This is a genomic window from Streptomyces sp. SAI-127 (assembly GCF_029894425.1).
In the GTDB taxonomy this organism is placed as follows: Bacteria; Actinomycetota; Actinomycetes; order Streptomycetales; family Streptomycetaceae; genus Streptomyces.
On sequence record NZ_JARXYJ010000001.1, the window covers coordinates 6,391,330 to 6,413,552 of the forward strand.

21 protein-coding genes and 2 tRNA genes are annotated in these 22,223 nt (G+C 70.6%); 10 read left to right on the forward strand and 13 right to left on the reverse strand.

Features of this window, described 5'->3' with window-relative positions; genetic code table 11:
* Nucleotides 1–16: 16 nt before the first annotated feature.
* From M2157_RS29440 to M2157_RS29455, 4 genes are all read right to left on the reverse strand, one after another.
* Entirely contained in the window at nt 17–1,249 is a 1,233-nt protein-coding gene (locus M2157_RS29440) for a CHAT domain-containing protein (protein WP_280866673.1), read from the reverse strand.
* Nucleotides 1,250–2,130: 881 nt separating this feature from the next.
* The gene (locus M2157_RS29445) at nt 2,131–3,621 is read right to left on the reverse strand and encodes a hypothetical protein (RefSeq protein WP_280866674.1); all 1,491 of its coding nucleotides are present in this window, start codon (nt 3,619–3,621) and stop codon (nt 2,131–2,133) included.
* A 62-nt stretch (nt 3,622–3,683) separates the two neighbouring features.
* Nucleotides 3,684–3,755, reverse strand: a tRNA-Cys gene (locus M2157_RS29450).
* A gap of 237 nt (nt 3,756–3,992) precedes the next feature.
* Nucleotides 3,993–4,090: transfer RNA gene (locus M2157_RS29455), tRNA-OTHER, on the reverse strand.
* Nucleotides 4,091–4,251: 161 nt separating this feature from the next.
* On the opposite strand from M2157_RS29455, the gene M2157_RS29460 reads away from it, so the two are divergent.
* The 3 genes from M2157_RS29460 to M2157_RS29470 all read left to right on the forward strand — a co-directional run bounded on the left by M2157_RS29460 (nt 4,252) and on the right by M2157_RS29470 (nt 8,665).
* The gene (locus M2157_RS29460; protein ID WP_280857937.1) at nt 4,252–5,700 is read left to right on the forward strand and encodes an MFS transporter; all 1,449 of its coding nucleotides are present in this window, start codon (nt 4,252–4,254) and stop codon (nt 5,698–5,700) included.
* A gap of 229 nt (nt 5,701–5,929) precedes the next feature.
* Entirely contained in the window at nt 5,930–7,720 is a 1,791-nt protein-coding gene (locus M2157_RS29465; RefSeq protein WP_057610958.1) for a DEAD/DEAH box helicase, read from the forward strand.
* 303 nt (nt 7,721–8,023) lie between these two features.
* Nucleotides 8,024–8,665 carry a helix-turn-helix domain-containing protein gene (locus tag M2157_RS29470; RefSeq protein WP_280857936.1) on the forward strand — a complete coding sequence of 214 codons (642 nt, stop codon included), beginning with the start codon at nt 8,024–8,026 and terminating at the stop codon, nt 8,663–8,665.
* Nucleotides 8,666–8,889: 224 nt separating this feature from the next.
* On the opposite strand, the gene M2157_RS29475 is transcribed toward M2157_RS29470, so the two are convergent.
* Complete coding sequence (locus tag M2157_RS29475; RefSeq protein WP_280866675.1) at nt 8,890–10,437, reverse strand: helix-turn-helix domain-containing protein; 1,548 nt, start codon at nt 10,435–10,437, stop codon at nt 8,890–8,892.
* Nucleotides 10,438–10,536: 99 nt separating this feature from the next.
* On the opposite strand from M2157_RS29475, the gene M2157_RS29480 reads away from it, so the two are divergent.
* Genes M2157_RS29480 through M2157_RS29490 form a run of 3 tightly spaced genes read left to right on the forward strand, consistent with a single transcriptional unit; the run spans nt 10,537 to nt 13,259 of the window.
* Nucleotides 10,537–11,319 (forward strand): chorismate synthase, encoded by a 783-nt coding sequence (locus M2157_RS29480; protein WP_280866676.1) that lies wholly within the window; start codon nt 10,537–10,539, stop codon nt 11,317–11,319.
* Complete coding sequence (menC, locus tag M2157_RS29485) at nt 11,316–12,425, forward strand: o-succinylbenzoate synthase (protein ID WP_280857933.1); 1,110 nt, start codon at nt 11,316–11,318, stop codon at nt 12,423–12,425. Before M2157_RS29480 ends, menC begins: the two co-directional genes overlap by 4 nt.
* Nucleotides 12,426–12,467: 42 nt before the next feature.
* Entirely contained in the window at nt 12,468–13,259 is a 792-nt protein-coding gene (locus M2157_RS29490) for a S16 family serine protease (RefSeq protein ID WP_280866677.1), read from the forward strand.
* Here M2157_RS29490 and M2157_RS29495 read toward each other — a convergent pair.
* The 7 genes from M2157_RS29495 to M2157_RS29525 all read right to left on the reverse strand — a co-directional run bounded on the left by M2157_RS29495 (nt 13,256) and on the right by M2157_RS29525 (nt 18,347).
* Nucleotides 13,256–13,453: a hypothetical protein gene (locus tag M2157_RS29495; protein WP_280866678.1), complete on the reverse strand. Its 198-nt coding sequence runs from the start codon at nt 13,451–13,453 to the stop codon at nt 13,256–13,258. The two genes, M2157_RS29490 and M2157_RS29495, sit on opposite strands and share 4 nt — an antisense overlap.
* Nucleotides 13,454–13,465: 12 nt before the next feature.
* Nucleotides 13,466–14,035 carry a helix-turn-helix domain-containing protein gene (locus M2157_RS29500; protein ID WP_280866679.1) on the reverse strand — a complete coding sequence of 190 codons (570 nt, stop codon included), beginning with the start codon at nt 14,033–14,035 and terminating at the stop codon, nt 13,466–13,468.
* A 73-nt stretch (nt 14,036–14,108) separates the two neighbouring features.
* Nucleotides 14,109–15,065, reverse strand: coding sequence for a glycine betaine ABC transporter substrate-binding protein (locus M2157_RS29505; protein ID WP_280857929.1), 957 nt, complete (start codon nt 15,063–15,065; stop codon nt 14,109–14,111).
* A 65-nt stretch (nt 15,066–15,130) separates the two neighbouring features.
* Nucleotides 15,131–15,985, reverse strand: a complete 855-nt coding sequence (locus tag M2157_RS29510) for an ABC transporter permease (protein ID WP_280857928.1) — start codon at nt 15,983–15,985, stop codon at nt 15,131–15,133.
* Nucleotides 15,982–17,205 carry a betaine/proline/choline family ABC transporter ATP-binding protein gene (locus M2157_RS29515; protein WP_280857927.1) on the reverse strand — a complete coding sequence of 408 codons (1,224 nt, stop codon included), beginning with the start codon at nt 17,203–17,205 and terminating at the stop codon, nt 15,982–15,984. The genes M2157_RS29510 and M2157_RS29515 overlap by 4 nt, the downstream gene beginning before the upstream one ends.
* The gene (locus M2157_RS29520; RefSeq protein WP_280857926.1) at nt 17,198–17,845 is read right to left on the reverse strand and encodes an ABC transporter permease; all 648 of its coding nucleotides are present in this window, start codon (nt 17,843–17,845) and stop codon (nt 17,198–17,200) included. Before M2157_RS29520 ends, M2157_RS29515 begins: the two co-directional genes overlap by 8 nt.
* A gap of 22 nt (nt 17,846–17,867) precedes the next feature.
* Nucleotides 17,868–18,347, reverse strand: coding sequence for an Lrp/AsnC family transcriptional regulator (locus M2157_RS29525; RefSeq protein WP_057610843.1), 480 nt, complete (start codon nt 18,345–18,347; stop codon nt 17,868–17,870).
* Nucleotides 18,348–18,473: 126 nt separating this feature from the next.
* Between M2157_RS29525 and hppD the strand changes: the two genes are divergently transcribed.
* Genes hppD through nthA form a run of 4 tightly spaced genes read left to right on the forward strand, consistent with a single transcriptional unit; the run spans nt 18,474 to nt 20,807 of the window.
* On the forward strand, nt 18,474–19,619 hold the full coding sequence (gene hppD, locus M2157_RS29530) for a 4-hydroxyphenylpyruvate dioxygenase (protein ID WP_280857925.1): 1,146 nt from the start codon (nt 18,474–18,476) through the stop codon (nt 19,617–19,619).
* 40 nt (nt 19,620–19,659) lie between these two features.
* Nucleotides 19,660–19,941, forward strand: a complete 282-nt coding sequence (locus tag M2157_RS29535) for an SH3-like domain-containing protein (protein WP_266528394.1) — start codon at nt 19,660–19,662, stop codon at nt 19,939–19,941.
* On the forward strand, nt 19,934–20,233 hold the full coding sequence (locus M2157_RS29540; RefSeq protein WP_280857924.1) for an SH3-like domain-containing protein: 300 nt from the start codon (nt 19,934–19,936) through the stop codon (nt 20,231–20,233). Before M2157_RS29535 ends, M2157_RS29540 begins: the two co-directional genes overlap by 8 nt.
* Nucleotides 20,223–20,807: a nitrile hydratase subunit alpha gene (gene nthA, locus M2157_RS29545; RefSeq protein ID WP_280866680.1), complete on the forward strand. Its 585-nt coding sequence runs from the start codon at nt 20,223–20,225 to the stop codon at nt 20,805–20,807. Before M2157_RS29540 ends, nthA begins: the two co-directional genes overlap by 11 nt.
* Here nthA and M2157_RS29550 read toward each other — a convergent pair.
* The gene (locus M2157_RS29550; protein ID WP_280866681.1) at nt 20,785–22,215 is read right to left on the reverse strand and encodes a tetratricopeptide repeat protein; all 1,431 of its coding nucleotides are present in this window, start codon (nt 22,213–22,215) and stop codon (nt 20,785–20,787) included. The two genes, nthA and M2157_RS29550, sit on opposite strands and share 23 nt — an antisense overlap.
* Nucleotides 22,216–22,223 lie beyond the last annotated feature (8 nt).

The following is a 22,223-nucleotide window of genomic DNA, read 5'->3' on the forward strand; positions in this document are numbered from 1 at the left end:
ATCTCCTGGCCCTCGGTCATGGTCCGGTGTGGATGAACGGCACCCACGCGCTCAATGCGGTCCTGGCGCGCAGTTCGGTGGTCGCACGATGAAGAGCCCGTGCCGATCGTGCCGGATCGAAGACGCCTGCGGCGGTCAGGTCGGCGTACACCGCCTCGGTCACCTCGGCGGCGACCTGGTCGTGGACTGACCAGAGAGTACCGATGACGTGGCGGTAGCCGGCGTAGTGCAGTGCGGCGGTCAGGGTGATGGCCTCGTCGGGCAGGAACAGCCCGCCGGTCGCTGTCTGGCACGCGGAGAGGAACGCGAACTCGCTCCGGAAGTGTCCCGTGCCGATGTCACCGACGGTGAGACGTCCGTCGGTGAGCAGCAGTCCACCCTGCGAGGGCTGGAGCAGGTCCTGGGCTCCGTGGCAGCTGAAGTGGACCCATCGATGCCGGGGGAGTTCGGCCCTGACACGTTCCACGACGGCCTCCTCGGCGTCGAGGAGCGTGTGGCGTCCGGTGAACAGATCGGTGAGAAAGGCGCGTTCGCGGTGCACGTCCAGCAGTGCGGGAGCGTCCGGGACTTCGCTCGCCGTGACGAGCAGCAGCCTGGCGTCGGACCCGTCCGCCGGTTGCCGGCGTGCCTCGGCCAGGGCGCGCAGCGTGGGCGTGAAAGAGGAGACGACCCGGTCGAGCACTCCGTCCCCGGCTCGGCCCGCGGCGTGCAGCGGCAGCAGCCCGAGAAGCCCCGTGGGACACCACCACAGACGGGGAGGATCGTTGTCGCCCGGCGTGGCGGCACCGAGGCCGAGGGCCGACAGCACCGGTTCGGCGATCACGTCCCACATCCACTCGGTCAGGGAGAGGAGCATGCTCTCGATCGCGTGCAGTGCTCGGACGCAGGCATTGCGGGCGTCGGTGACTTCACGGAACACCTCAGGGGACCGCTCGCCCGCGTCGAACCGGAGTTCTGCCTGATGGAGGTGGTGCATCGGCGCGTCGAGCCCACTGAGCACTTCGAGGTATTCGCCGACGTGGCGAGCCACATCCGACTCGGTCAGTTCCGGCAATTCGCGGACGACAACGCCCTCCGGCCGGAGCAGGAGCGCGTCGCAGCGCCAGCCGCTGACATTGATCACGACCACGGGCCCGCGGTCCGCCACTCCGATGAGTGCTTCGGGTTCCGGATGCGAGAGGAAGTCCTCGAACCCCGGGAGGGCACGCGCCTCGGCCAACGCCGATTCCAGTTGGAGCGACAGCTCCATTTTCCCCACGGGATCGAAAGAAGACCTGGACACTGGGGCAAGACTAGCCGGGACGGACGGGGTGGATGAGCGAGAACGACCAAGAGAGTTTCCGCGCCGAAGTCGCGGAATCCGTCGTGGTGTTGCGCGAGGCGATCCATCAGGCGGCCGTCCGTCGGGACTACGCCCACCTGCACACGGCAGAGGTGAACGCGGCACTCGGCCGGATCCTCGTGCCGGATCTCGGAGAACGCCTGGGCCTCTCGTTGCCCCTCGCGATAGCTGCGTTGGAGGCTGCCGGGAAGCTGTATCTCGCGCGCCACTCGGCCACTCCGTACGACCCCACGAACGAACTCGTCGCCGCCGTAGGCCTCTACAAGCTGCTCGCGAAGGTGCCCGAAGTCGAGCAGCCGATCCAGATCCGATGGATCTTCGCTGCGCTCGACGGGCGGGAGCCCGACACGGGAGACGAGCCCGACGATCTCAGCAACGTGGCGTCCACGGTACTGGCGTACGCCATGGCGACCGATGACGAGACGGGGTTGCCCGTGGCACTGGCGCTCTACCGGCGCGCGATCGCCGCGTGCCCGCCCGGCCACCCTTATCGCAGGGACATCCTGAACAACTATCTGGGCGCCTTGAGTTGGGGTGGAGTGCATGACACGAAACCGGCGGAGGAAGGAGAAGCCGCGAAGGTCCTGGCGGAACTCCAGCAGGAGGAGGCGGGCCACGGGGACGGGGAACGCGCGGCGATGCGGAAGGCGTTGGTCGGCGGTGTGCTGATGGAGAAGGCAACACGAACCGGCGATCTCGGCACCTTCGACGAGGCGATCAACACCCTGCGAGAAGCCCTCGCCGCCATGCCCGACGGAGCGGACGGCAGGGCGGGATTCGTCGAGAACCTAGGGCGGGCGCACCTGAACCGCTGGTTCGTGTCGCGGAACCCCGCCGACCATGCCGAGGCGGTGTCCGTGCTCCTCGCATGCGTGCGGATCACCGACGCCGACCATCCGTTCCGTGTGAGGCGCATGGGTTTCCTGGCCAACGCGCTGATGGCGGAGGTGAGCAGCGCGGACAAGGAACAGGTGCTCGCGGTCCTGCGAGAGATGAGCGAGATCGGACCGGGCATCCGCCCCTCGTCGCTCGCGATGCTCGCCAACAGCTGGTACCTGGCCTGGATCCGGTTCAAGGACTCGGTGCTGCTCGACACCGTGATCGACCTGTTGAAACAGGTCGGCGACTCCGAACGGGGCGTATCCGCGGAGGAGCAGAGCCGGCGCCTCGGGGACGTTCTTTGGGCACGTTGGTCCCACAACCGCGACCTCTCCGACATCGACGAGATCATCGGCGCCCTCGGCTCGCAGCTCTCGGGCATGGAACTCGGTGACCCCGAGGCTCTCAACCTGCTCGCCCGGGCCATGCGTGCACGATGGGAGAGCAGCGGTGACAGCGTGGCGATCGAGCATGCCACCGCGCTTCTGTCCCTCGCTGTCGAACGTGCCCCCGCCGGATCGGCGGGGAAAGCGATGTATCTGAACAACCTGGCATCGGTGCTCCTCCGGGCCGGAACGCTCAGCAGGGACCGCGAGGAGATCGCGCGGGCTGTCGAACTGTCGCGGGAGGCGGTCTCCGTGGCACCCGACGGTGATCCGGGTCTGCCGATGTATCTGCACAACCACAGCGCGGCACACGGCTTGATGTGGCAGGTGACCAGGGAGCGTGCCTGGCTGGTGGACGGACTTCGACTCGCCCGGCGAGCGGTCGGCGCCACACCGCAGGATCACCCGGACCGCCTGGGCCACCTCTCGAACCTGGGCGGCCTGCTCCTGCTGCTCGGCGGTCAGGACGACGACCTCCGGCTGGTGGAGGAGGCCGTCACCCTGCTCGCGCCCGGCGCCGATCCGGCGAACGCCTCGGACCCGGCTTACGGCATGGTCTGCATCCACCTGGCTCAGGCCTTCCAGCGGCTCCGTGGAACCGACGCGGACGACGCCGGTCTCGACGGCCGTGCGCGCGCCCTTTTTCGCGAGGCCTCCCGCTCCGTGCCGCCACGGACCGCCGACCTGGTCACCTTCCGACGCCTGTGGGGCAACGAAGCGGCGGGCGCAGGTGACTGGCCCGAGGCGGCGCGGGCGCTCACCGAGGCCATCGGACTCCTCGCGGACCATCTCGGGCCGCGAGTCTCCCGCGTCGACCAGGAACGCAGCCTGGCGGACTTCAGCGGCCTCGCCACGGACGCTGCCGCGGCGTGTCTGGCGACCGATCGCCCCGAGAAGGCAGTCGATGTTCTGGAGAAGGGCCGGGGCGTGCTCCTGGCACAGTCCCTTCGGAGAGACGACGAGATGCGTCGGCTGGACGAGGAACATCCCGAACTGGCCCGACGCATCGAGCACCTGCGCACCCTCCTGGCGGAGAGCCGCGACCCCGCCCCTGTGACCATCAGGGGAGGCGACAGAGGCCGTGGCGGGAATCGAACCCGCGTAACTCGCTTTGCAGGCGAGTCCCTGAACCACTCGGGCACACGGCCGGGTCGGGTTGAGCGAGGTGCTTGTTCCGAACTCCGTGATGCGACCGTATGGCGAGGGTGTGGGGAGGCTCAAGGGCTTCCTGGGTGCTGCAATGGGACTGCCATACGCCGTTCATGAAAGCCGTGCGCCATGCCCACGGTGCGGCGCGACGCGGCTGGGACATCGTGGAGGCTGCGCTGTGCACACCGCTCAGCGGTGCGCGGCTCATCACGGGGGAAAGTGGGCGCTCGCGGAAGAGGCCGTGGCGGGAATCGAACCCGCGTAACTCCCCGCGAGCGGAGCTCGCTGATGGATGCAGTGCAGGCGAGTCCCTGAACCACTCGGGCACACGGCCGGGTCGGTGGCGCTCAAGGGGATGGTGAGGCCAGCAACGGGACTGCCATACGCCGTTCATGAACGGGCTCCGGCCGGCCGTGGTCGTACGACCAAGGTCTCAGGCCGAGGTGGAGCTTTTGACAGGGGTCAATGGGGGCTGTGGACCTTACTCTGGCGGGCATGGCAGTTCTGGAACCGCGTGACGCCGGTGTCACCGACGACCCTGAGGTCCTGTCCGTCGACGAGGTGGGGGAGGGGGTGCTGGGGCGTTCGTACCGGGCGCTGAGTATCGGCATCGTGTCCGTCGTGCTGCTCATCGCGTTCGAGGCCACCGCTGTCGGGACCGCCATGCCGGTTGCCGCGCGGGAGTTGGACGGGGTCGCGCTCTATGCGTTCGCGTTCTCCGGGTACTTCACGACCAGCCTGTTCGGGATGGTGCTGGCCGGGCAGTGGGCGGATCGGCGGGGGCCGCTCGGGGCGTTGGCCGCCGGGATCGCCGGCTTCGGTGCCGGGCTGCTGTTGTCCGGGACGGCCGGCGCGATGTGGCAGTTCATTCTCGGGCGGGCCGTGCAGGGGTTCGGGGGCGGGCTGGTCATCGTTGCGCTGTATGTCGTCGTCGGGCGGGCCTATCCGGAGCGGCTGCGGCCCGCGATCATGGCGGCGTTCGCGGCGGGCTGGGTCGTGCCCTCGATCGTGGGGCCGCTCGCGGCCGGGGCCGTGACCGAGCACCTCGGGTGGCGGTGGGTGTTCGTCGGGATTCCGGTGCTGGTGGTCTTTCCGCTGGTGCTCGCCCTGCCGCAGATACGGCGGCGGGCGTCCGGGCCGGTCGACGACGACAAAGGGCAGGCCGCCTTCGACCGTCGCCGCATCCGGCTCGCCCTTGGGATCTCCCTCGGCGCCGGGCTCCTCCAGTACGCCGCCCAGGATCTGCGTCCGCTCTCCCTGCTCCCCGGCCTCGCGGGCGCCGCGCTGCTCGTGCCGGCCGTGCTCGGGCTGCTCCCGCGCGGGACGTACCGGGCGGCGCGCGGGCTGCCCTCCGTCGTGCTGTTGCGCGGGGTCGCCGCGGGGTCCTTCGTCGCCGCCGAGTCCTTCGTGCCGTTGATGCTGGTCACCCAGCGGGGGTTGTCGCCGACGCTGGCCGGGTTCTCGCTCGCGGCGGGCGGCGGCACGTGGGCGCTGGGGTCGTGGGTGCAGTCGCGGGCACGGGTGGAGCCGTACCGGGAACGGCTGATGACCGGGGGGATGGTGCTGGTCGCGGCCGCGATCGCCGCCGCGCCGAGTGTGCTGATCCACTCCGTGCCCGTCTGGACCGTCGCCGCCGCCTGGGGCTTCGGCTGCTTCGGCATGGGGCTGGTGATCTCCTCCACCAGTGTGCTTCTGCTGCATCTCTCCGCCCCCGAGGAGGCCGGCACCAACTCCGCCTCCCTCCAGATCTCCGACGGCCTCTCCAACGCCGTCCTGCTGGCGGCGGGGGGCGCGGCCTTCGCGGCGCTGGGCGGCGGCACGGTGAGCCATACGGCGACGGAGGCGTCCGGCTCCCATCCGGCCGCGTTCGCCGTGGTGTTCCTGCCGATGGCGGGGGTGGCGTTGGTAGGGGCGTGGGTGACGACCCGGTTGAGGCTCGACTGATGCGCTGAAACGCAGGTCCACCGTCCCGGCCACCTGGACGTACCCAAGATCGCGGCCCACCTGCGCGCTTCGCACGCCGACTGTGACCTCGGTCCCACCCACGGCCGCCCCGGCCCCGTCCGCGCGTTGACGGCATCCGCCCGCCGGTAAGGTGACCCGGTCGTCATACACAGCCGAAGACGAAGACACCGCCGAAGACACGCCGAGCCGCTCGACCCCGACGGAGACCGTGACTACCACCGCCGCCTCCTCCCACCACCTTTCCCCCGCCTTCCCCGGCCGCGCCCCCTGGGGTACCGCCAGCAAACTGCGTGCCTGGCAGCAAGGGGCGTTGGACAAGTACGTCCAGGAGCAGCCGCGTGACTTCCTGGCCGTCGCGACGCCCGGCGCGGGCAAGACGACCTTCGCCCTCACCCTCGCCTCCTGGCTGCTGCACCACCATGTCGTGCAGCAGGTGACGGTCGTCGCGCCGACCGAGCATCTGAAGAAGCAGTGGGCCGAGGCGGCGGCGCGGATAGGGATCAAGCTCGATCCCGAGTACAGCGCCGGACCGCTCGGCAAGGACTACCACGGCGTCGCCGTCACCTATGCGGGCGTGGGCGTACGGCCCATGCTCCATCGCAACCGGGTCGAGCAGCGCAAGACCCTCGTCATCCTCGACGAGATCCACCACGCCGGTGACTCCAAGTCCTGGGGCGAGGCGTGCCTGGAGGCCTTCGAGCCCGCCACCCGCCGGCTCGCGCTCACCGGTACGCCCTTCAGGTCCGACACCAACCCCATCCCCTTCGTGGCGTACGAGGAGGGCAACGACGGCATCCGGCGGTCGGCCGCCGACTACACCTACGGGTACGGGAACGCCCTGGCCGACCATGTCGTGCGGCCCGTCATCTTCCTCTCCTACAGCGGCAACATGCGCTGGCGGACCAAGGCGGGCGACGAGATCGCCGCCCGGCTCGGCGAACCCATGACCAAGGACGCGATCAGCCAGGCCTGGCGTACGGCGCTGGATCCGCGCGGCGAGTGGATGCCGAGCGTGCTGCGCGCCGCCGACCAGCGGCTCACCGAGGTCAGGAAGGGCATCCCGGACGCCGGTGCCCTCGTCATCGCCTCCGACCAGGACTCCGCGCGCGCGTACGCCAAGCTGATCCGCGAGATCACGGGCAACAAGGCGACCCTCGTCCTGTCCGACGACGCCGGCGCGTCCAAGCGGATCGACGACTTCAGTGCGAGCAACGACCGGTGGATGGTCGCCGTCCGCATGGTGTCCGAGGGCGTCGACGTGCCCCGGCTCGCCGTGGGCGTCTACGCCACCACCATCTCCACGCCGCTCTTCTTCGCCCAGGCCGTCGGCCGTTTCGTACGGTCCCGGCGGCGCGGCGAGACCGCCTCCGTCTTCCTCCCGACCGTCCCGGACCTCCTGACCTTCGCCAACGAGATGGAGGTGGAACGGGACCACGCCCTCGACAAGCCGAAGAAGGAGGGCGAGGAGGACCCCTACGCCGAGTCCGAGAAGGAGATGGAGGAGGCGAACAAGGAGGAGGACGAGGACACCGGCGAGCAGGAGCAGTTCGCCTTCGAGGCGCTGGAGTCCGAGGCCGTCTTCGACCGCGTCCTCTACGACGGTGCCGAGTTCGGCATGCAGGCGCACCCGGGCAGCGAGGAGGAGCAGGACTACCTCGGGATCCCCGGGCTCCTGGAGCCGGACCAGGTGCAACTGCTGCTCCAGAAGCGGCAGGCCCGGCAGATCGCGCACAGCCGTAAGAAGCCGGACGCCGAGGCGGACCTCCTCGAGCTGCCCGCCGAGCGGCGGCCCGTCGTCTCGCACAAGGAGATGATGGAGCTGCGCAAGCAGCTCAACACGATGGTGAGTGCCTACGTCCACCAGAGCGGCAAGCCGCACGGGGTGATCCACACCGAGCTGCGTCGGGTGTGCGGTGGACCGCCGAGCGCCGAGGCCACGGCCGGGCAGCTGCGGCAGCGGATCGCCAAGGTGCAGGAGTGGGCCACCCGGATGAGGTGACGCGGGGCGTCTGTCCTCTCGCGGCGCGGGACCGTACGTATCAGGACAAACGGAGTGGTCCGTACCGGCTAATGCCCGGATTCTGGACGGAGGCTTCCGCTGAGCGAACCCGCTTCGCTACTGTCCCGCTACGCACACGCCCCGTGGCAGCGCCGCCGCGGAGCGCAGCCGTGAAGCGACGCGGCCCGGAACAGACCGGGCCGCCGGCCGATCGGCGGCCTCTGAAGCGCGTCACCGACGGGACTCGGTGACGCATCCGCCGTGAGAGGCCCGCCGACCTCACCACTTGGAGGAGTGGGCGTCGTGACCGCGGAGACCTCTCAGACGCTTGACCGGGGACTGCGTGTCCTCAAGCTCCTGGCCGACACGGACCACGGGCTCACCGTCACCGAGCTTTCCAGCAAACTGGGTGTGAACCGGACCGTGGTGTACCGGTTGCTGGCCACGCTGGAGCAGCACGCCCTCGTTCGGCGTGATCTGGGCGGGCGTGCCCGGGTGGGGCTGGGAGTGCTGCGACTCGGGCGGCAGGTGCATCCACTGGTACGGGAGGCCGCGCTGCCCGCACTGCGTTCGCTCGCGGAGGACATCGGGGCGACGGCACACCTCACCTTGGTGGACGGAACCGACGCGCTGGCCGTGGCCGTCGTGGAGCCCACGTGGACGGACTATCACGTGGCGTATCGGGCGGGGTTCCGGCATCCGCTGGACCGTGGGGCTGCGGGGCGGGCGATTCTCGCGGCTCGGCAGCAGGGGTTCGGGGAGCCGGGGTACATGCTGACGCACGGCGAGCTGGAGGCCGGGGCCAGTGGGGCGGCCGCTCCTCTGCTCGGGGTCACCGGGGTCGAGGGCAGTGTGGGGGTCGTGATGCTGGCCGACGCGGTGCCGGAGCGGGTGGGGCCGCGTGTGGTGGACGCGGCACGGGAGGTCGCGGAGGCGCTGCGCTGAGCTGAGCGGTGCGGGTTCGTGTATCGCCGGGAAGATCTTCGACCGCGGGCCCGGTGGGGGCTGGTCGCGCCCGCGCGGCGGTAGCCGCACATCGATACAGCCCCGCGCCCCTGGGTGGGTGCGGTTGCCGCCGGTCGACATGCCCACGTGCTGAGCCGACGGTTGCCGCCGGTCGACATGCCCACGCGCTGAGCCGACGGCCGTCGGCCGACATTTCCACGTGCTCAACCGGCAGCCGCCGTCGGCCCGAGACCCGCCAGCACCCTCAACTGCAGCCACAGCACCAGCCGTTCGTCGGGATCGTCCAGGTCGATCCCGACCTGCTTCCGTACCTGCTTCAGCCGATAGCGGCACGTGTTCGGATGCACGGCCAGCAGCCTCGCCGCCTCCGCCATGTCGCACCCCGCGTCGAACCAACAGACCAGCGTGCGGGCGTAGTCGGTGCCGTGCTCGCCGTCGTACGCCAGTACCCGCCGCCAGGATCCGGCGGTCAACTCCCGCTTCTCACCGAGTACTTCGGCAAGCCGCAGCAGCGTCCCCCGCGGCCGCACCTCGTCGATCGTCGCCACCGGCAGCGAGGGCCCGAGCACCCGCAACACGAGATCGGCGTCCGCCCGCGACCCGGTCACCTCCCCGAGCCCCGCCACCACCTCACCCAGCCCCGCCCGCACCGGCACCCGCAGCGACTGCCCCGCTCGCGCGACGATGTCCTCCGCCAGCCGCCGGTGGCGAGCCCCGGGCGCCGGCAACAGCGCGTACACCACCCCGTCGAGCAGCACACACGCATGCCGCCCGTACCGCGCTGCGCACTGCAGCCGTACGACGTCCAGCAGCCGTAGCCCGGTCTGTTCGGCGTCCGGAAGGCCGGCCGCGTCCAGGACGAAGGCGGCCACCCGTACCGGGCCCTCGACTCCCAGCCCCACGGCGGACGTCGCCGCGTCCGCCGTCCCCTCCAGCACCCGCCGCAGCAGATCGCTGTTCTGGTGCCGGGCCAACTCCTGTGCCGCCCGCGCCCGCAGGAGCAGCAGTGCGGCCGTCGACGCCCCCTGGACGAGCGTCTCCTCCGCGTCCGCCGCGAGCGTGCCGTCGTCGACGACCCACACCGAGCCGAGAGTCTCCCCGCCGGCCCGGACGGCGACCGCGAGGCGCGGCAGGGTGCCGTCGCCCACCGCGGGCAGTCGCAACGGGCCGTCGGCCGCGAACAGCATCCGGTACTGCTCGGTGTTCTCCACGTCTGCCGGTACCTGGAGGCCCAGGATGCCCTGGCGGCGGTCCTCGTCGACCGGTTGGCCGGGGACCGTGGAGTAGGCGAGGATCCGCTGCCGCGGGTCCTCCACGGCCGTCGCCCCGCCGGTCGCCGCCGCGATGGCGTCGGCGAGCGCGAAGAGGTCGCCGTGGCCGCCCGTGGCCGGAACCGGCCGCGCACCGATCGCCGAGGCCAGCAGCAGATGCGCCCGGTGCCAGGCCGTGTCCTCGGCGACGGACAGCAGCGCCACGCCGTACGTCTCCGCCTCGGCCGTCGGCCCGTCCGGACCGCGCACCACCAGGCCGGTCATCCCGGCCTCCGCGGCCGCCCTCACCAGCGGTCCGGCCGCGGCCGCCCGCACACCGACCGCCAGCAGCAGCGCGCCAGGCACCTGGGGGAGCGGGGCGTGGGCGTCGTGGAGGAGCGCCTCCGTGACCGGGACGGCGAGCCCGGCGGGTGCGGTGTGCAGACGTACGGACGTACCGCCGACGGCGTCCAGAAGGTCCCCGAGAGTGCAGGCGTCCATGGGTGCTCCCAGGTGGTTTGGCCGAACCGCAAAGAAACGTATGTACACATTGTGGGCCCGCACAACCCGAGTCGGCCGCCCGCGCCGGAGACTCGGCACATGACCGCAGTGAGTATCCGTACCGTCCAGGACGTCGCCGGCCTCGGTGCCGTCAGCGCGTACTTCGGCGAGGTGTGGCGGACCCCGCGCACGGCCCCGCCCTATCCGGCCGAGGTGCTGCACAGCCTGGTCCACGCGGGCGGCGCGGTGCACGCCGCGTACGACGGGGAGCGCCTCGCCGGGGCCTGTGTCGCCGTGTTCGGGCCGCCTGGCTCGGGGGAGGTCTACTCCCTGGTCGCCGCCGCGGAGCCCGGGCTCGGGCCGCTGGTGAAGCAGGCGCAGCGGGACTGGGCGCTCGGCCTCGGCGCCCGCACCATGCGCTGGACCTTCGACCCGCTGGTCGCCCGCAACGCCCGCTTCAACCTGGCCAAGCTGGGCGCGGTGGGCACCGAGTACGTCGTCGACTTCTACGGCCCCATGAGGGACGGCGTGAACGACGGTGACGAGAGCGACCGGCTGACGGTGACCTGGGATCTGGTGTCGCCAGGCGCCCTCGTTGGGCCGTACGACCCGGGGGAGCGCGGGGCCGCGCCCGCCACCCACCGTGCCCCCGACGGAGCGACCCTCGCCCGCCGCGACCTCGCCGACCTGCACGTCTGGTGCCGGGTCCCGGACGACGTCGTCAAGCTGCGGGCCGCCGACCCGGCGCTCGCGCTGCGCTGGCGGCGGGCCGTGCGCGAGGTGTTCACGGAGGCCTTCGGCCAGGGGTTCCGGGCGACCGGGATGTCCCGCGACGGCTGGTACACGCTCACCCGCGAGAACGACGAGGAAGGCACCGTATGAAACTCGAACGCGTCGAGGTCGTCCATGTGGCGATCCCGCTCGTCAGCCCCTTCCGCACCTCCTTCGGCACGATGACGACGAAGGACACCTTCCTGCTGCACGTCGTCACGGACACCGCCGAGGGCTGGTCGGAGTTCGCCGCCGACCCGCAGCCGCGGTACTGCTCGGAGTTCGTGGCGGGCGCGGAGCTCGTGCTGCGGGACTTCCTGGTGCCGAGGGTGGCGGCACTGCCCACGCTCACGGCAGCGCTGGTGGGGCCCGCCGTCAGCGGGATCAAGGGGCACGAGCTGGCGAAGGCGGCCCTGGAGACGGCCGTCCTCGACGCGGAGCTGCGCTCGTACGGCATGCCGCTGGCGGTGTATCTCGGCGCGGTGCGCGAGCGGGTGCCCGCGGGGGTGTCGGTGGGGATCAAGGACTCCGTGCCGGAGCTGCTGGACGACGTCGAGCGGTATCTCGCCGAGGGGTACGTCCGGATCAAGCTGAAGATCGAACCCGGCTGGGACGTCGAGCCGGTACGGGCCGTGCGCGAGCGCTTCGGCGCCGCACTGCCCCTCCAGGTCGACGCCAACACCGCGTACACCCTCGCGGACGCGGAACACCTGCGGCGGCTCGACGAGTTCGGGCTGCTGCTGATCGAGGAGCCGCTGGACGAGAACAACCTGTACGGCCACGCGCGCCTGCAGAGCCGTATCGCCACTCCTGTCTGCCTCGACGAGTCCCTGCACAACGCCCGGGACGCCGCCGCCGCGATCGCGATGGACGCGTGCCGGGTCGTGAACATCAAGCCCGCGCGCGTGGGCGGCTATCTGGAGGCCCGCCGCATCCACGACGTGGCCCGCGCGCACGGCGTGCCGGTGTGGTGCGGCGGCATGCTGGAGACGGGAATCGGCCGCGCCCCGAACCTCGCCCTGGCCGCCCTGCCCGGCTTCACGCTCCCCGGCGACACCTCGGCCTCCGCCCGCTATTTCGCCGAGGACATCACCGAGCCGTTCGTCCTGGTGGACGGCCACCTGCCGGTTCCGCGGACGCCCGGCATCGGCGTCGAACCGCTGCCGGACGTCCTACGGCGCTTCACGCGCGCGAGGCGGGACCTGTACGGGGCCTGACCGGCTCGTGGCCGGAAGTGACCGCCGCGTTAGATTGATCCCGTGCTCTCTCGCCTCACGCGCCCCCAGGCCGTCGCCGTCTGTGCCCTGCCTGTCGTGGCACTGGTCGCCACGGCCCTCTTCGCGCCGCTGCCGTTCGCTCTGGCGCAGCCCGGGATGACGGCGAACGTCCTCGGCGAGAACAAGGGCGCGGAGGTGATCACGATCTCCGGGGCGAAGACGCGTACGACGAGCGGGCAGCTGCGGATGACGACCATCGAGGCGACCGGGCCCGACACCCATGTCTCGCTCGGTGACGTCTTCGACAGCTGGTTCCGCACCGACCGGGCGGTCATGCCCCACGACGCGGTCTACCCGAGCGGGCAGAGCGTCAAGGAGATCGAGAAGCACAACACCGCGCAGATGAAGGAGTCCCAGGACGCGGCGACCGAGGCGGCGCTGAACTACCTGAAGCTCGGGGACGACAAGGTCAAGGTCACGCTGAAGCTCGCGGACGTCGGCGGGCCCAGCGCGGGGCTGCTGTTCACCCTGGGGATCATCGACAAGCTGAACGGTGACGGCGCCGGGGGCGACCTCACGGGCGGCCGCACCATCGCCGGGACGGGGACGATCGACGCGGACGGGACGGTCGGCGCGGTGGGCGGCGTGGCACTGAAGACGCAGGCCGCGCAGCGGGACGGGGCGACGGTGTTCCTGGTCCCCGAGGAGGAGTGCTCCGACGCGAAGGAAGAACTGCCGAAGGGGCTGCGGCTCATCCCGGTGACGTCCCTGAAGGGGGCGGTGAGTGCGCTGACCGTACTGGAGTCGGGTAAGGGGTCCGTCCCCGCCTGCTAGTGCGCGAGGACCGGCCTGGGAGAGGCCAGCCGGAGTCCGACCTCCACCAGGGTCCAGCCGAGCAGGGTCCTGATGGCGTACGGCCGCTTGGCCTGGACGGCGAGGCGGTGGGCGTCGGCCTCGGCACGGAGGTCTGCGGCGCGGAGGTGGTGCAGGGCGAGGTGATGCCGGGCGAGGTGGGTCTCGGGGTGCATGGCGGGGCCCTTTCAGTCCGTGGTGATCGGGAAGGCGTGCGTGTGGATGCGTACCTGGGCCGCGTTGTCCTCGGTCGGCAGATCGCGGTAGGTGTCGACCAGGGCGTGCATCTTCTCGATGAGTTCCTTGGTCAGCTCGGGGGTCAGCCGTAGCGTCGCGCTGCTCATGTCCCAGACGCGGTTCCACTCCTCGGGCCAGGTGACGCGCTCGCCCAGCCAGTTGGAGAGGTTCTGGATCTGGGCGGTGGCGACCTCGTGGAGGTACATGTCGGCGGCACCGCGCACGGCCGGATCGCTATCGGTGAGCAGGGCGTCGTCGAAGGTCAGCCCCTTGTGGACCGCCTTCCACCAGCGCTCCCGCCCCTTGCCGCGCTCCGGGGCGTCCTCCACGAAGCCGTGTGCGGCCAGCTGGCGCAGGTGGTAGCTGGTGGCGCCGCTCGACTCGCCCAGTTTCCCGGCGAGTTGGGACGCGGTGGCGGGACCGCCGTGGCGCAGGGCGTCCAGCAGCTGCATCCGCAGGGGATGGGCCAGCCCGCGCAGTGAACGGGCGTCGAGTTTCCGTACGTTGGGCTCTTCCGGCATGCGTACAAAGATAGCGTTGCAAAGAGTTCTTTGCAACGGGTTCTTTGTAACCCGTCCCGGCGACGGCCGGCCCCTACTTCACGAACCCCTGCGCCTTCATCCAGTCCAGCGCGACCTGATGCGGATCCTCCCCGGCGACATCCACCTTCGCGTTCAACTCCCGCGCCACCGTGTTGTCCAGCTTCTTCGTGACCGGGTTCAGGACCTCCGCGATGGCCGGCCACCTCTTCAGAGCCTTGGAGTTGATCACGGGAGCCGCGTTGTAGTTGGGGAAGAACTTCCGGTCGTCCCGCATCACCACCAGGTTCATGGACGTGATGCGCCCGTCGGTGGTGAAGACCTCCCCGTACCGGCAACTGCCCTTCGCCACCTGGGTGTAGATGATCCCGGTGTCCATCTGCGTGATGTTCTTCGCCGGGACGCTCATCCCGTACGCCTTCTCCATGCCCGGCAGCCCGTCCGCGCGGTTGGCGAACTCGCCCTCCACGCACAGCGTCACCGCACCGGAGTCCTTCTTCGCCAGCGCGGCCACGTCGGAGAGCGTCCTCGTGCCGTACTTCCTGAAGCCGGCCTGGTTCATGGCGAGGGCGTAGGTGTTGTTCAGGGCCGCCTTCGGCAGCCACGTCAGCCCGTTCTGCAGGTCGGCCTTGCGCACCGCCGCCCACTGCTCCTGCGGATCGGCGATCGGCTCACCGTTGCCCTGGTACGTGATCCACGCGGTGCCCGTGTACTCGTACATCCCGTCCGCGTCACCGGACTTGACCGCCTCCCGCGACCCGACCGACCCCTGGATCCCGGTGCGGTCGAGCACATCCGCCCCGGCCGCCTGGAACGCGATCCCCATGATCGCGCCGAGGACCAACTGCTCGGTGAACTCCTTCGACGTGACCGTCAGATCCGCCCCCTCGAGCGGCTCACCCCGCCCGATCGAACCGGGCTTCACGTCGTCGACCATGGGAGAGCCACTGGTCAGCCCACAGCCGGACAGCACCACGAGGATCCCGGCCAGCGTCAGACGTGCCCGTCTCACGTGCCCACCTCCGGCCCCTCGGGTCTGAGCAGTCAGGGTCCTGGCTCTCGGCAGGCGCGTCCGCCTCATGTCCCTGCCTCCAACCCGCGTGGCCTGAGCAGCAGTTCGGCCAACGAGGCCAGCCAGTCGACCAGCAGGGCCAGCGTCACCGTGAGGATCGAGCCGAGCATCAGCACCGGCATCCGCTGGTTGGTGATGCCGGTCGTGATCAGGACGCCCAGCCCGCCGCCCCCGCCGAAGGTCGCGAGGGTCGCCGTACCGACGTTGAGGACCAGGGCCGTGCGGACACCCGCGAGGATCAGCGGGACGGCCAGCGGGAGTTCGACGCGTGACAGCACCCCCATGGGCGACATTCCGATGCCCCGTGCCGCTTCCAGCAGGGTCGGGTCGTTCGCCTTCAGGCCCGCGATCGTGTTCGACAGGACCGGCAGGACGGCGTAGGCGACCATGCCGATCAGGGCCGCCTTCATGCCCGTGCCCAGCCAGATCACCAGCAGGGCCAGCAGGCCGATCGCCGGGGTCGCCTGGCCCATGTTGGCGAACGCCATCGCCACCGGGCTCGCCTTCCGGAAGGCCCTTCGGGTCAGCACGATCCCCAGCGGGATCGCGATGATCAGCACGAAGAACGTCGAGATCGCCGTCAGCTCCACCTGCTGCCACAGGGCCTTGGACACCTGCCCGTTCGACAGCGCGTTCTCGGAGATCGGATCCAGGTCGGCCTGCGCGAACCACAGCCAGGTCGCGAGCAGGACCGCGATGAGGAACGCGGGCAGAAAGGTCAGCTTCCGCCAGGTCACCCGCCTGCTTGGCGGGTCCGGCGGGGGAGGGGCCTCGGTCTCCTCCGGGTCTGCCGTCCCCTCCGGGGCGACCGTCTCCTCCGGATCGAGGGTCTCCGGCGTCTCCAGCCCGGGGCTCGTCACGCCCCCTCCTGCTCGGCGTGCGTCTGGGCGGCCCGGATCTCCTCCAGCGCGTGCTGGTGCTCCCTCGCCTCCAGCCGGTCGGCCTCCAGCAGTTCGTGCACGGAGTTCATGAGCGTCTCCATGTCGACGACCCCCGTGTACTCACCGCGCCGCCCGGTCACCGCGACCCGCCCCGCGTTGTCGGTCAGCACGGCCTCCAGCGCGTCCCGCAGCGTCGCGTCCCTGGTCACCGTGTCGCTCACCAGCGTCCCGGCCCGGGCCAGCGCCCCCTTGGCGCGCATCATGTCCCCGCGCCGGAGCCACTTGTACGGCCGGCCGCGCTTGTCGAGCAGCAGGATCTCGTTCGTGCCGCTGCCCCGGAGCTTGTTGAAGATCTCCTGGACGGGGTCGTCGACGGTCACCGTCGGATAGTCGGTGATCTCCACATCCCGTACGCGGGTGAGGTTCAGCCGCTTCAGCGCCGCCCCGGCTCCGACGAAACCGGACACGAAGTCGTCCGCCGGGTTGGTCAGGATGGCCTCGGGGGTGTCGAACTGGGCGATGTGGGACCGTTCGCGCAGGACGGCGATCCGGTCACCGAGCTTGATCGCCTCGTCGAAGTCATGGGTGACGAAGACGATCGTCTTGTGCAGCTCGTGCTGGAGCCTGATCAGCTCGTCCTGGAGATGATCGCGGGTGATCGGGTCGACCGCGCCGAACGGCTCGTCCATCAGCAGGACCGGGGGATCGGCCGCCAATGCCCTCGCCACGCCCACCCGCTGCTGCTGGCCACCGGAGAGCCCGCGTGGATAGCGGCCCTGGAACTCCCCGGGGTCGAGCCCGACGAGGTCGAGCAGCTCCTCCACGCGGTCCTGGATCCGGCCCTTTCCCCAGCCGATCATCTTCGGTACGAGCGCGATGTTCTGCGCGACCGTCATGTGCGGGAAGAGACCGGCCGACTGGATCGCATAGCCCACCTTGCGGCGCAGCTTGACCGGATCGATGTCGGTCACGTCCTCACCGTTGATCCGGATGCGTCCACCGGTCGGCTCGATCAACCTGTTGATCATCTTGAGTGTCGTCGACTTGCCGCATCCGGACGGCCCGACGAAGACGACGAGCTCGCCCGCCTTGATCTCCATGGTGACGTTGTCGACGGCGGGCCGCGGGTTGCCGGGATACCTCTTGGTCAGGTTCTCCAGCTCGATGGACGCACCTGAGGTGCCGGACGTCTCAGGCACGGATCCCCCTCGCAATGGTCAGCCGTCCGATGAGGACGTACGCGGCATCGAACAACAGGGCGAGGACGATGATCCCGAGCGTGCCGGCGAGCACCTGGTTGAGCGCGTTCTTGCTGCCCAGCGAGGCGATGCCGCGGAAGATCTCGTTGCCGAGGCCGGGCCCGGAGGCGTAGGCGGCGATCGCGGCGATGCCCATCAGCATCTGGGTCGAGACCCGGATCCCGGTCAGGATCGGCGGCCAGGCGAGCGGCAGCTCCACCCGTACCAGCCGCATCGCCCGGGACATCCCGATGCCCTTGGCCGCGTCCACCAACGAGGGATCGACCCCGCGCAGCCCGACGATCGCGTTGCGCACGATCGGCAGCAGCCCGTACAGCGTCAGGGCGATCACCGTGGGCGGTACGCCCAGGCCCACGGCCGGGATGAGCAGACCGATCATGGCGAGCGAGGGGATGGTCAGAATCGTCGAGGTGGCCGTGGTGGCGAGGTTGCCTCCCCACTCGCTCCGGTAGGCCACGACCCCGATCAGCACCCCGATCGCCGTCGCCATGACCATGCACTGGAAGACGACGCTCGCGTGCTGGTAGGCGTCCGTGAGCAGCTGCTGGTGGCGGTTGCCGAGGTACTCCCAGAAGCTCACACGGCTCACCCCACGATCGCGGTCAGGTCCTCGCCGAGTCCTCCGCCGCCTGCTCCACCAACGGGATGATCCGCAGCGGAACGGGGTTCTCCATGACGATCGCGGTGGCGGCCCGGACGATCCCATCGAAACCGACAACGCGGTCGATCACACGTTGGAGATCGGCGTTGGAGCGGGCCACGAGGCGGCACAGCATGTCCCCGCTGCCGGTGGTGGTGTGCAGCTCGAGGACCTCCGGCACGGTCGCCAAGTGAGCCCGTACGTCGGCCCCTTGCCCCTGCCGGATCTGGAGCGTGGCGAACGCGGTCACCGGGTAGCCGAGCGCCGCCGGATCGACCTGCGGACCGAATCCCCGGATGACTCCGTTCGACTGAAGCCGGTCGAGCCGCGCCTGCACGGTCCCCCGGGCCACCCCCAGCCGCCGGGACATCTCCAGCACCCCGATCCGCGGCTCGCGCGCGAGGAGCACGATGATCCGTCCGTCCAGCTCGTCGATCCCCACGCAGGCCTCCCGGACCAGTGGTCATCCTGTACAGAAAGGCCGCCGGTGCGGCCGCATCGCTGAACAGATTGTCCAGTGATTACGCCAACTATTGCGCACCTTGCAGACCGGAGCCAGGCTTCGGACATGACACAGACCACACACCACACTCCCGACACCGCCCGGCAGGCCGACCCCTTCCCGGTCAAGGGAATGGACGCGGTCGTCTTCGCCGTCGGCAACGCCAAGCAGGCGGCGCACTACTACTCGACCGCGTTCGGCATGCGGCTCGTGGCCTACTCCGGACCGGAGAACGGCAGCCGCGAGACCGCCTCGTACGTGCTGGAGAACGGCTCCGCCCGGTTCGTGTTCACCTCGGTCATCAAGCCCGCCACTCCCTGGGGCCACTTCCTCGCCCAGCACGTGGCCGAGCACGGCGACGGCGTGATCGACCTCGCCATCGAGGTCCCGGACGCCCGCCGCGCCTACACCTACGCCCTCGAGCACGGCGCCCGCTCGGTGGCCGAGCCGTACGAGCTGAAGGACGAGCACGGCACGGTCGTCCTCGCCGCGATCGCCACCTACGGCGAGACCCGCCACACCCTGGTCGAGCGCACGGGCTACGACGGCCCCTATCTCCCGGGCTTCGCCGCGGCCGCCCCGATCGTCGAACCGCCCGCCCACCGCACCTTCCAGGCCGTCGACCACTGCGTCGGCAACGTCGAGCTCGGCCGGATGAACGAGTGGGTCGGCTTCTACAACAAGGTCATGGGCTTCACGAACATGAAGGAGTTCGTGGGCGACGACATCGCCACCGAGTACAGCGCGCTGATGTCGAAGGTCGTGGCCGACGGCACGCTCAAGGTGAAGTTCCCGATCAACGAGCCCGCCATCGCCAAGAAGAAGTCCCAGATCGACGAGTACCTGGAGTTCTACGGCGGCGCGGGCGTCCAGCACATCGCGCTGAACACCAACGACATCGTGCAGACCGTGAGGACCATGCGCGCGGCGGGGGTCCAGTTCCTCGACACCCCCGACTCCTACTACGACACCCTCGGCGAGTGGGTCGGCGACACCCGCGTCCCCGTCGAGACCCTGCGCGAGCTGAAGATCCTCGCCGACCGCGACGAGGACGGCTATCTGCTGCAGATCTTCACCAAGCCGGTCCAGGACAAGCCGACCGTGTTCTTCGAGATCATCGAACGGCACGGCTCGATGGGCTTCGGAAAGGGCAACTTCAAGGCACTGTTCGAGGCCATCGAACGAGAGCAGGAGAAGCGGGGCAACCTCTAGCGAGCACCCCCTTTCCGCGTAACGCTCGTAGGCTGGCCCCATGGCCAGGATCAACGACGTGGGCGGCACCCAGGGCTTCGGCGCGATCGACACCACCGACGACACCGAGCCCTTCCACGCGGACTGGGAGGCGCGGGTGGTCGGGCTCTACAACACCCTGCGCGCGCAAGGGATCTTCAACACGAACGAGTTCCGGGACGCGATCGAGTCCATGCCACCGGCGGACTATCTGGCGACCTCGTACTACGAACGCTGGTTCCTGGCGATCTGCGCGCTGCTGGAGCGCAAGGGCGTGATCGAGCCGGGTGAGCTCGATGACTGACACGCCCCCCGACCGCTTCCCGCCCGGCACCCGGGTCCGCACCTTCCGCCACGACCCGCCGCACCACACCCGTCTGCCCCGGTACGCACGCGGCAAGCGGGGCGTGGTCGTCGAGCCGGAGGGCCCGGACGAACTGCCCGACATCAGCGCGCAGGGCCGCGGCGACGTCCCCGTCGAGCAGATCTACGCCGTCCGCTTCGCGGCCCGTGACCTCTGGGGCGAGGGCGACCACCACGTCGTACTGGATCTGTGGGAGAGCTACTTGGAGGAGGACCGCCAAGATGAGCGGTGACCACCACACCGACGCGACGATCGCCCGGCGGGTACGGCGCCTGGAGACCCTCCTGGAGGAGAAGGGGCTGATCACCGGCGAGCGGCTGGACGAGGCGATCGACGCGTTCCTCGCGGAGTCCTCGCCGGCGAACGGGGCACGGGTCGTGGCGCGCGCCTGGACCGACGACGCCTACCGGGCCCGGCTGCTCGCGGACGGCACGGCGGCGGTTCGGGAACTCGGCCACATGGAGGGCTCGTACCAGCGCCTGAGAGTCGTGGAGAACACCGAGTCCGTCCACAACGTCATCGTCTGCACCCTGTGCTCCTGCTACCCGCTCCGCCTCCTCGGCCCCTCCCCCAGCTGGTACAAGTCCGAGGCCTACCGTTCCCGCGTGGTCCGCGAACCCCGTGCCGTCCTACGGGAGTTCGGTCTCACCCTTCCCGACTCCGTGGACATCGTGGTGTGGGACTCCAGCGCGGAGACCCGCTACATGGTCCTGCCGCGCAGGCCTCAGGACACGGAAGGACTGGGCGAGGAGGAGCTGGCGGCGCTGGTGACGAGGAACGCCCTCATCGGTACGGCCGCGGTGTGACCGCCTTCGCGTCCCTCACCGGCAGGCCCTGGTCCGGCACGTCTCCCAGCGCCGCCAGCGCCTCCCGCGCCGCCCGCACCCGCGAGGGCGAGAAGTAGGGGTTGATCCGCAGGGCCTCCTGGAGATGCCGGCGCGCGGGGGCGTGCTGCTCCAGCTCCCGCTCGATCATGCCCAGGTGATACGCGTACAGCGCGCTGCGCACCCCGCCCCCGTGCGCCTTGTCCGTCGCGATCCGGGCGTACCGCAGGGCTTCCCGGTCCTGGCCCGCCCGGTGCAGCGCCCACCCCAGCGCGTCCGCCACCGCGATCGCCGGCTGCCGTCGCCACTCCGCCCTGAGCCGCCGTACGGCATCAGCCGGGTCACCGTGGTCCGCCTCGAACTGCCCGAGAACCAGCTCCTCGTCGGCCCCGGACACAGAAGCGGTCCGCACCCTCGCCAGCAGCAGGTCGTACTGCACCCGGGCCGCCTGCCCGAGCCCCAGCGACTCGTACAACTCGCCCAGCTCCAGGGCGTATTGCGGCAGCGGCTGCATCGCGAGGGCCATCCGGTAGGCGTTCAGGGCCTCCGTCGTGCGGCCCAGTGCCGCAAGGACCCGCCCCTGCCCGGCCTGCGCGGCCCGCTGGTCGGGGTCGATACGGACCGCCTCCTGGAAGTGCCGCAGCGCGTCCTCGCGGTCGCCGCGCTCCCAGGCGAGCTGCCCGGCCCGCTCCAGATACTCGGCCCGCTCGGCCGGCGTTCGCGCCCCCGCCGCCGCGTCGGCCAGCTGGGCCGCCGCGTCCTCGCGCCAGCCCCGGTCCCGGTACACGGCCGCCGCCCGCGCCCGCACCGCAGGCCCCGACCGCAGATCCATCAGCCGCTCCAGCGCCGCATGGGCCGCCTTGTAGTCCCCGAGCCCCGTGTACGCGTCGATCAGCGCCGGATACGTCGTCCACCGCTTCGGCTCCAGGTTCCGCGCCGCCTCAGCCCAGGTCAGCGCGGTCCGGAAGTCCCGGCGCGCGTTCGCGAGGACGGCCAGACCACCGAGGGCCGCCGCGTTCCTGCGTACCTGCAGGGACGTCCGCAGCGTGTCGTCGGCCTTCGCGTAGAACGCCGGGTCGGCCGTCCGCCGCGCCTGTTCGACGTACGCCGTGCCGAGCACCGCCCACGACTCGGCGTCCTCGGGATGCCGGCGCAGATGGCTCTCCCGCTCGCCGATCAGCGCCGCCAGGTCGGGCAGCGCGGCCGGCACCCCGGCGGCGACCGCCGACAGCGCCTGGGCACCCGGGGCCGGGGCGGGCGAGCGGGTCGCCGTCCGCTCCGGGGGCAGCAGCATCAGCGCCGTACCGAGCACCGCGCAGCCCGCGACCGCGGCCAGCACCACGCGCCCGTGCAGCCGGGCCCGCCGGTTCTCCGTGGCTTGGTTCTCCATGGCGCTCA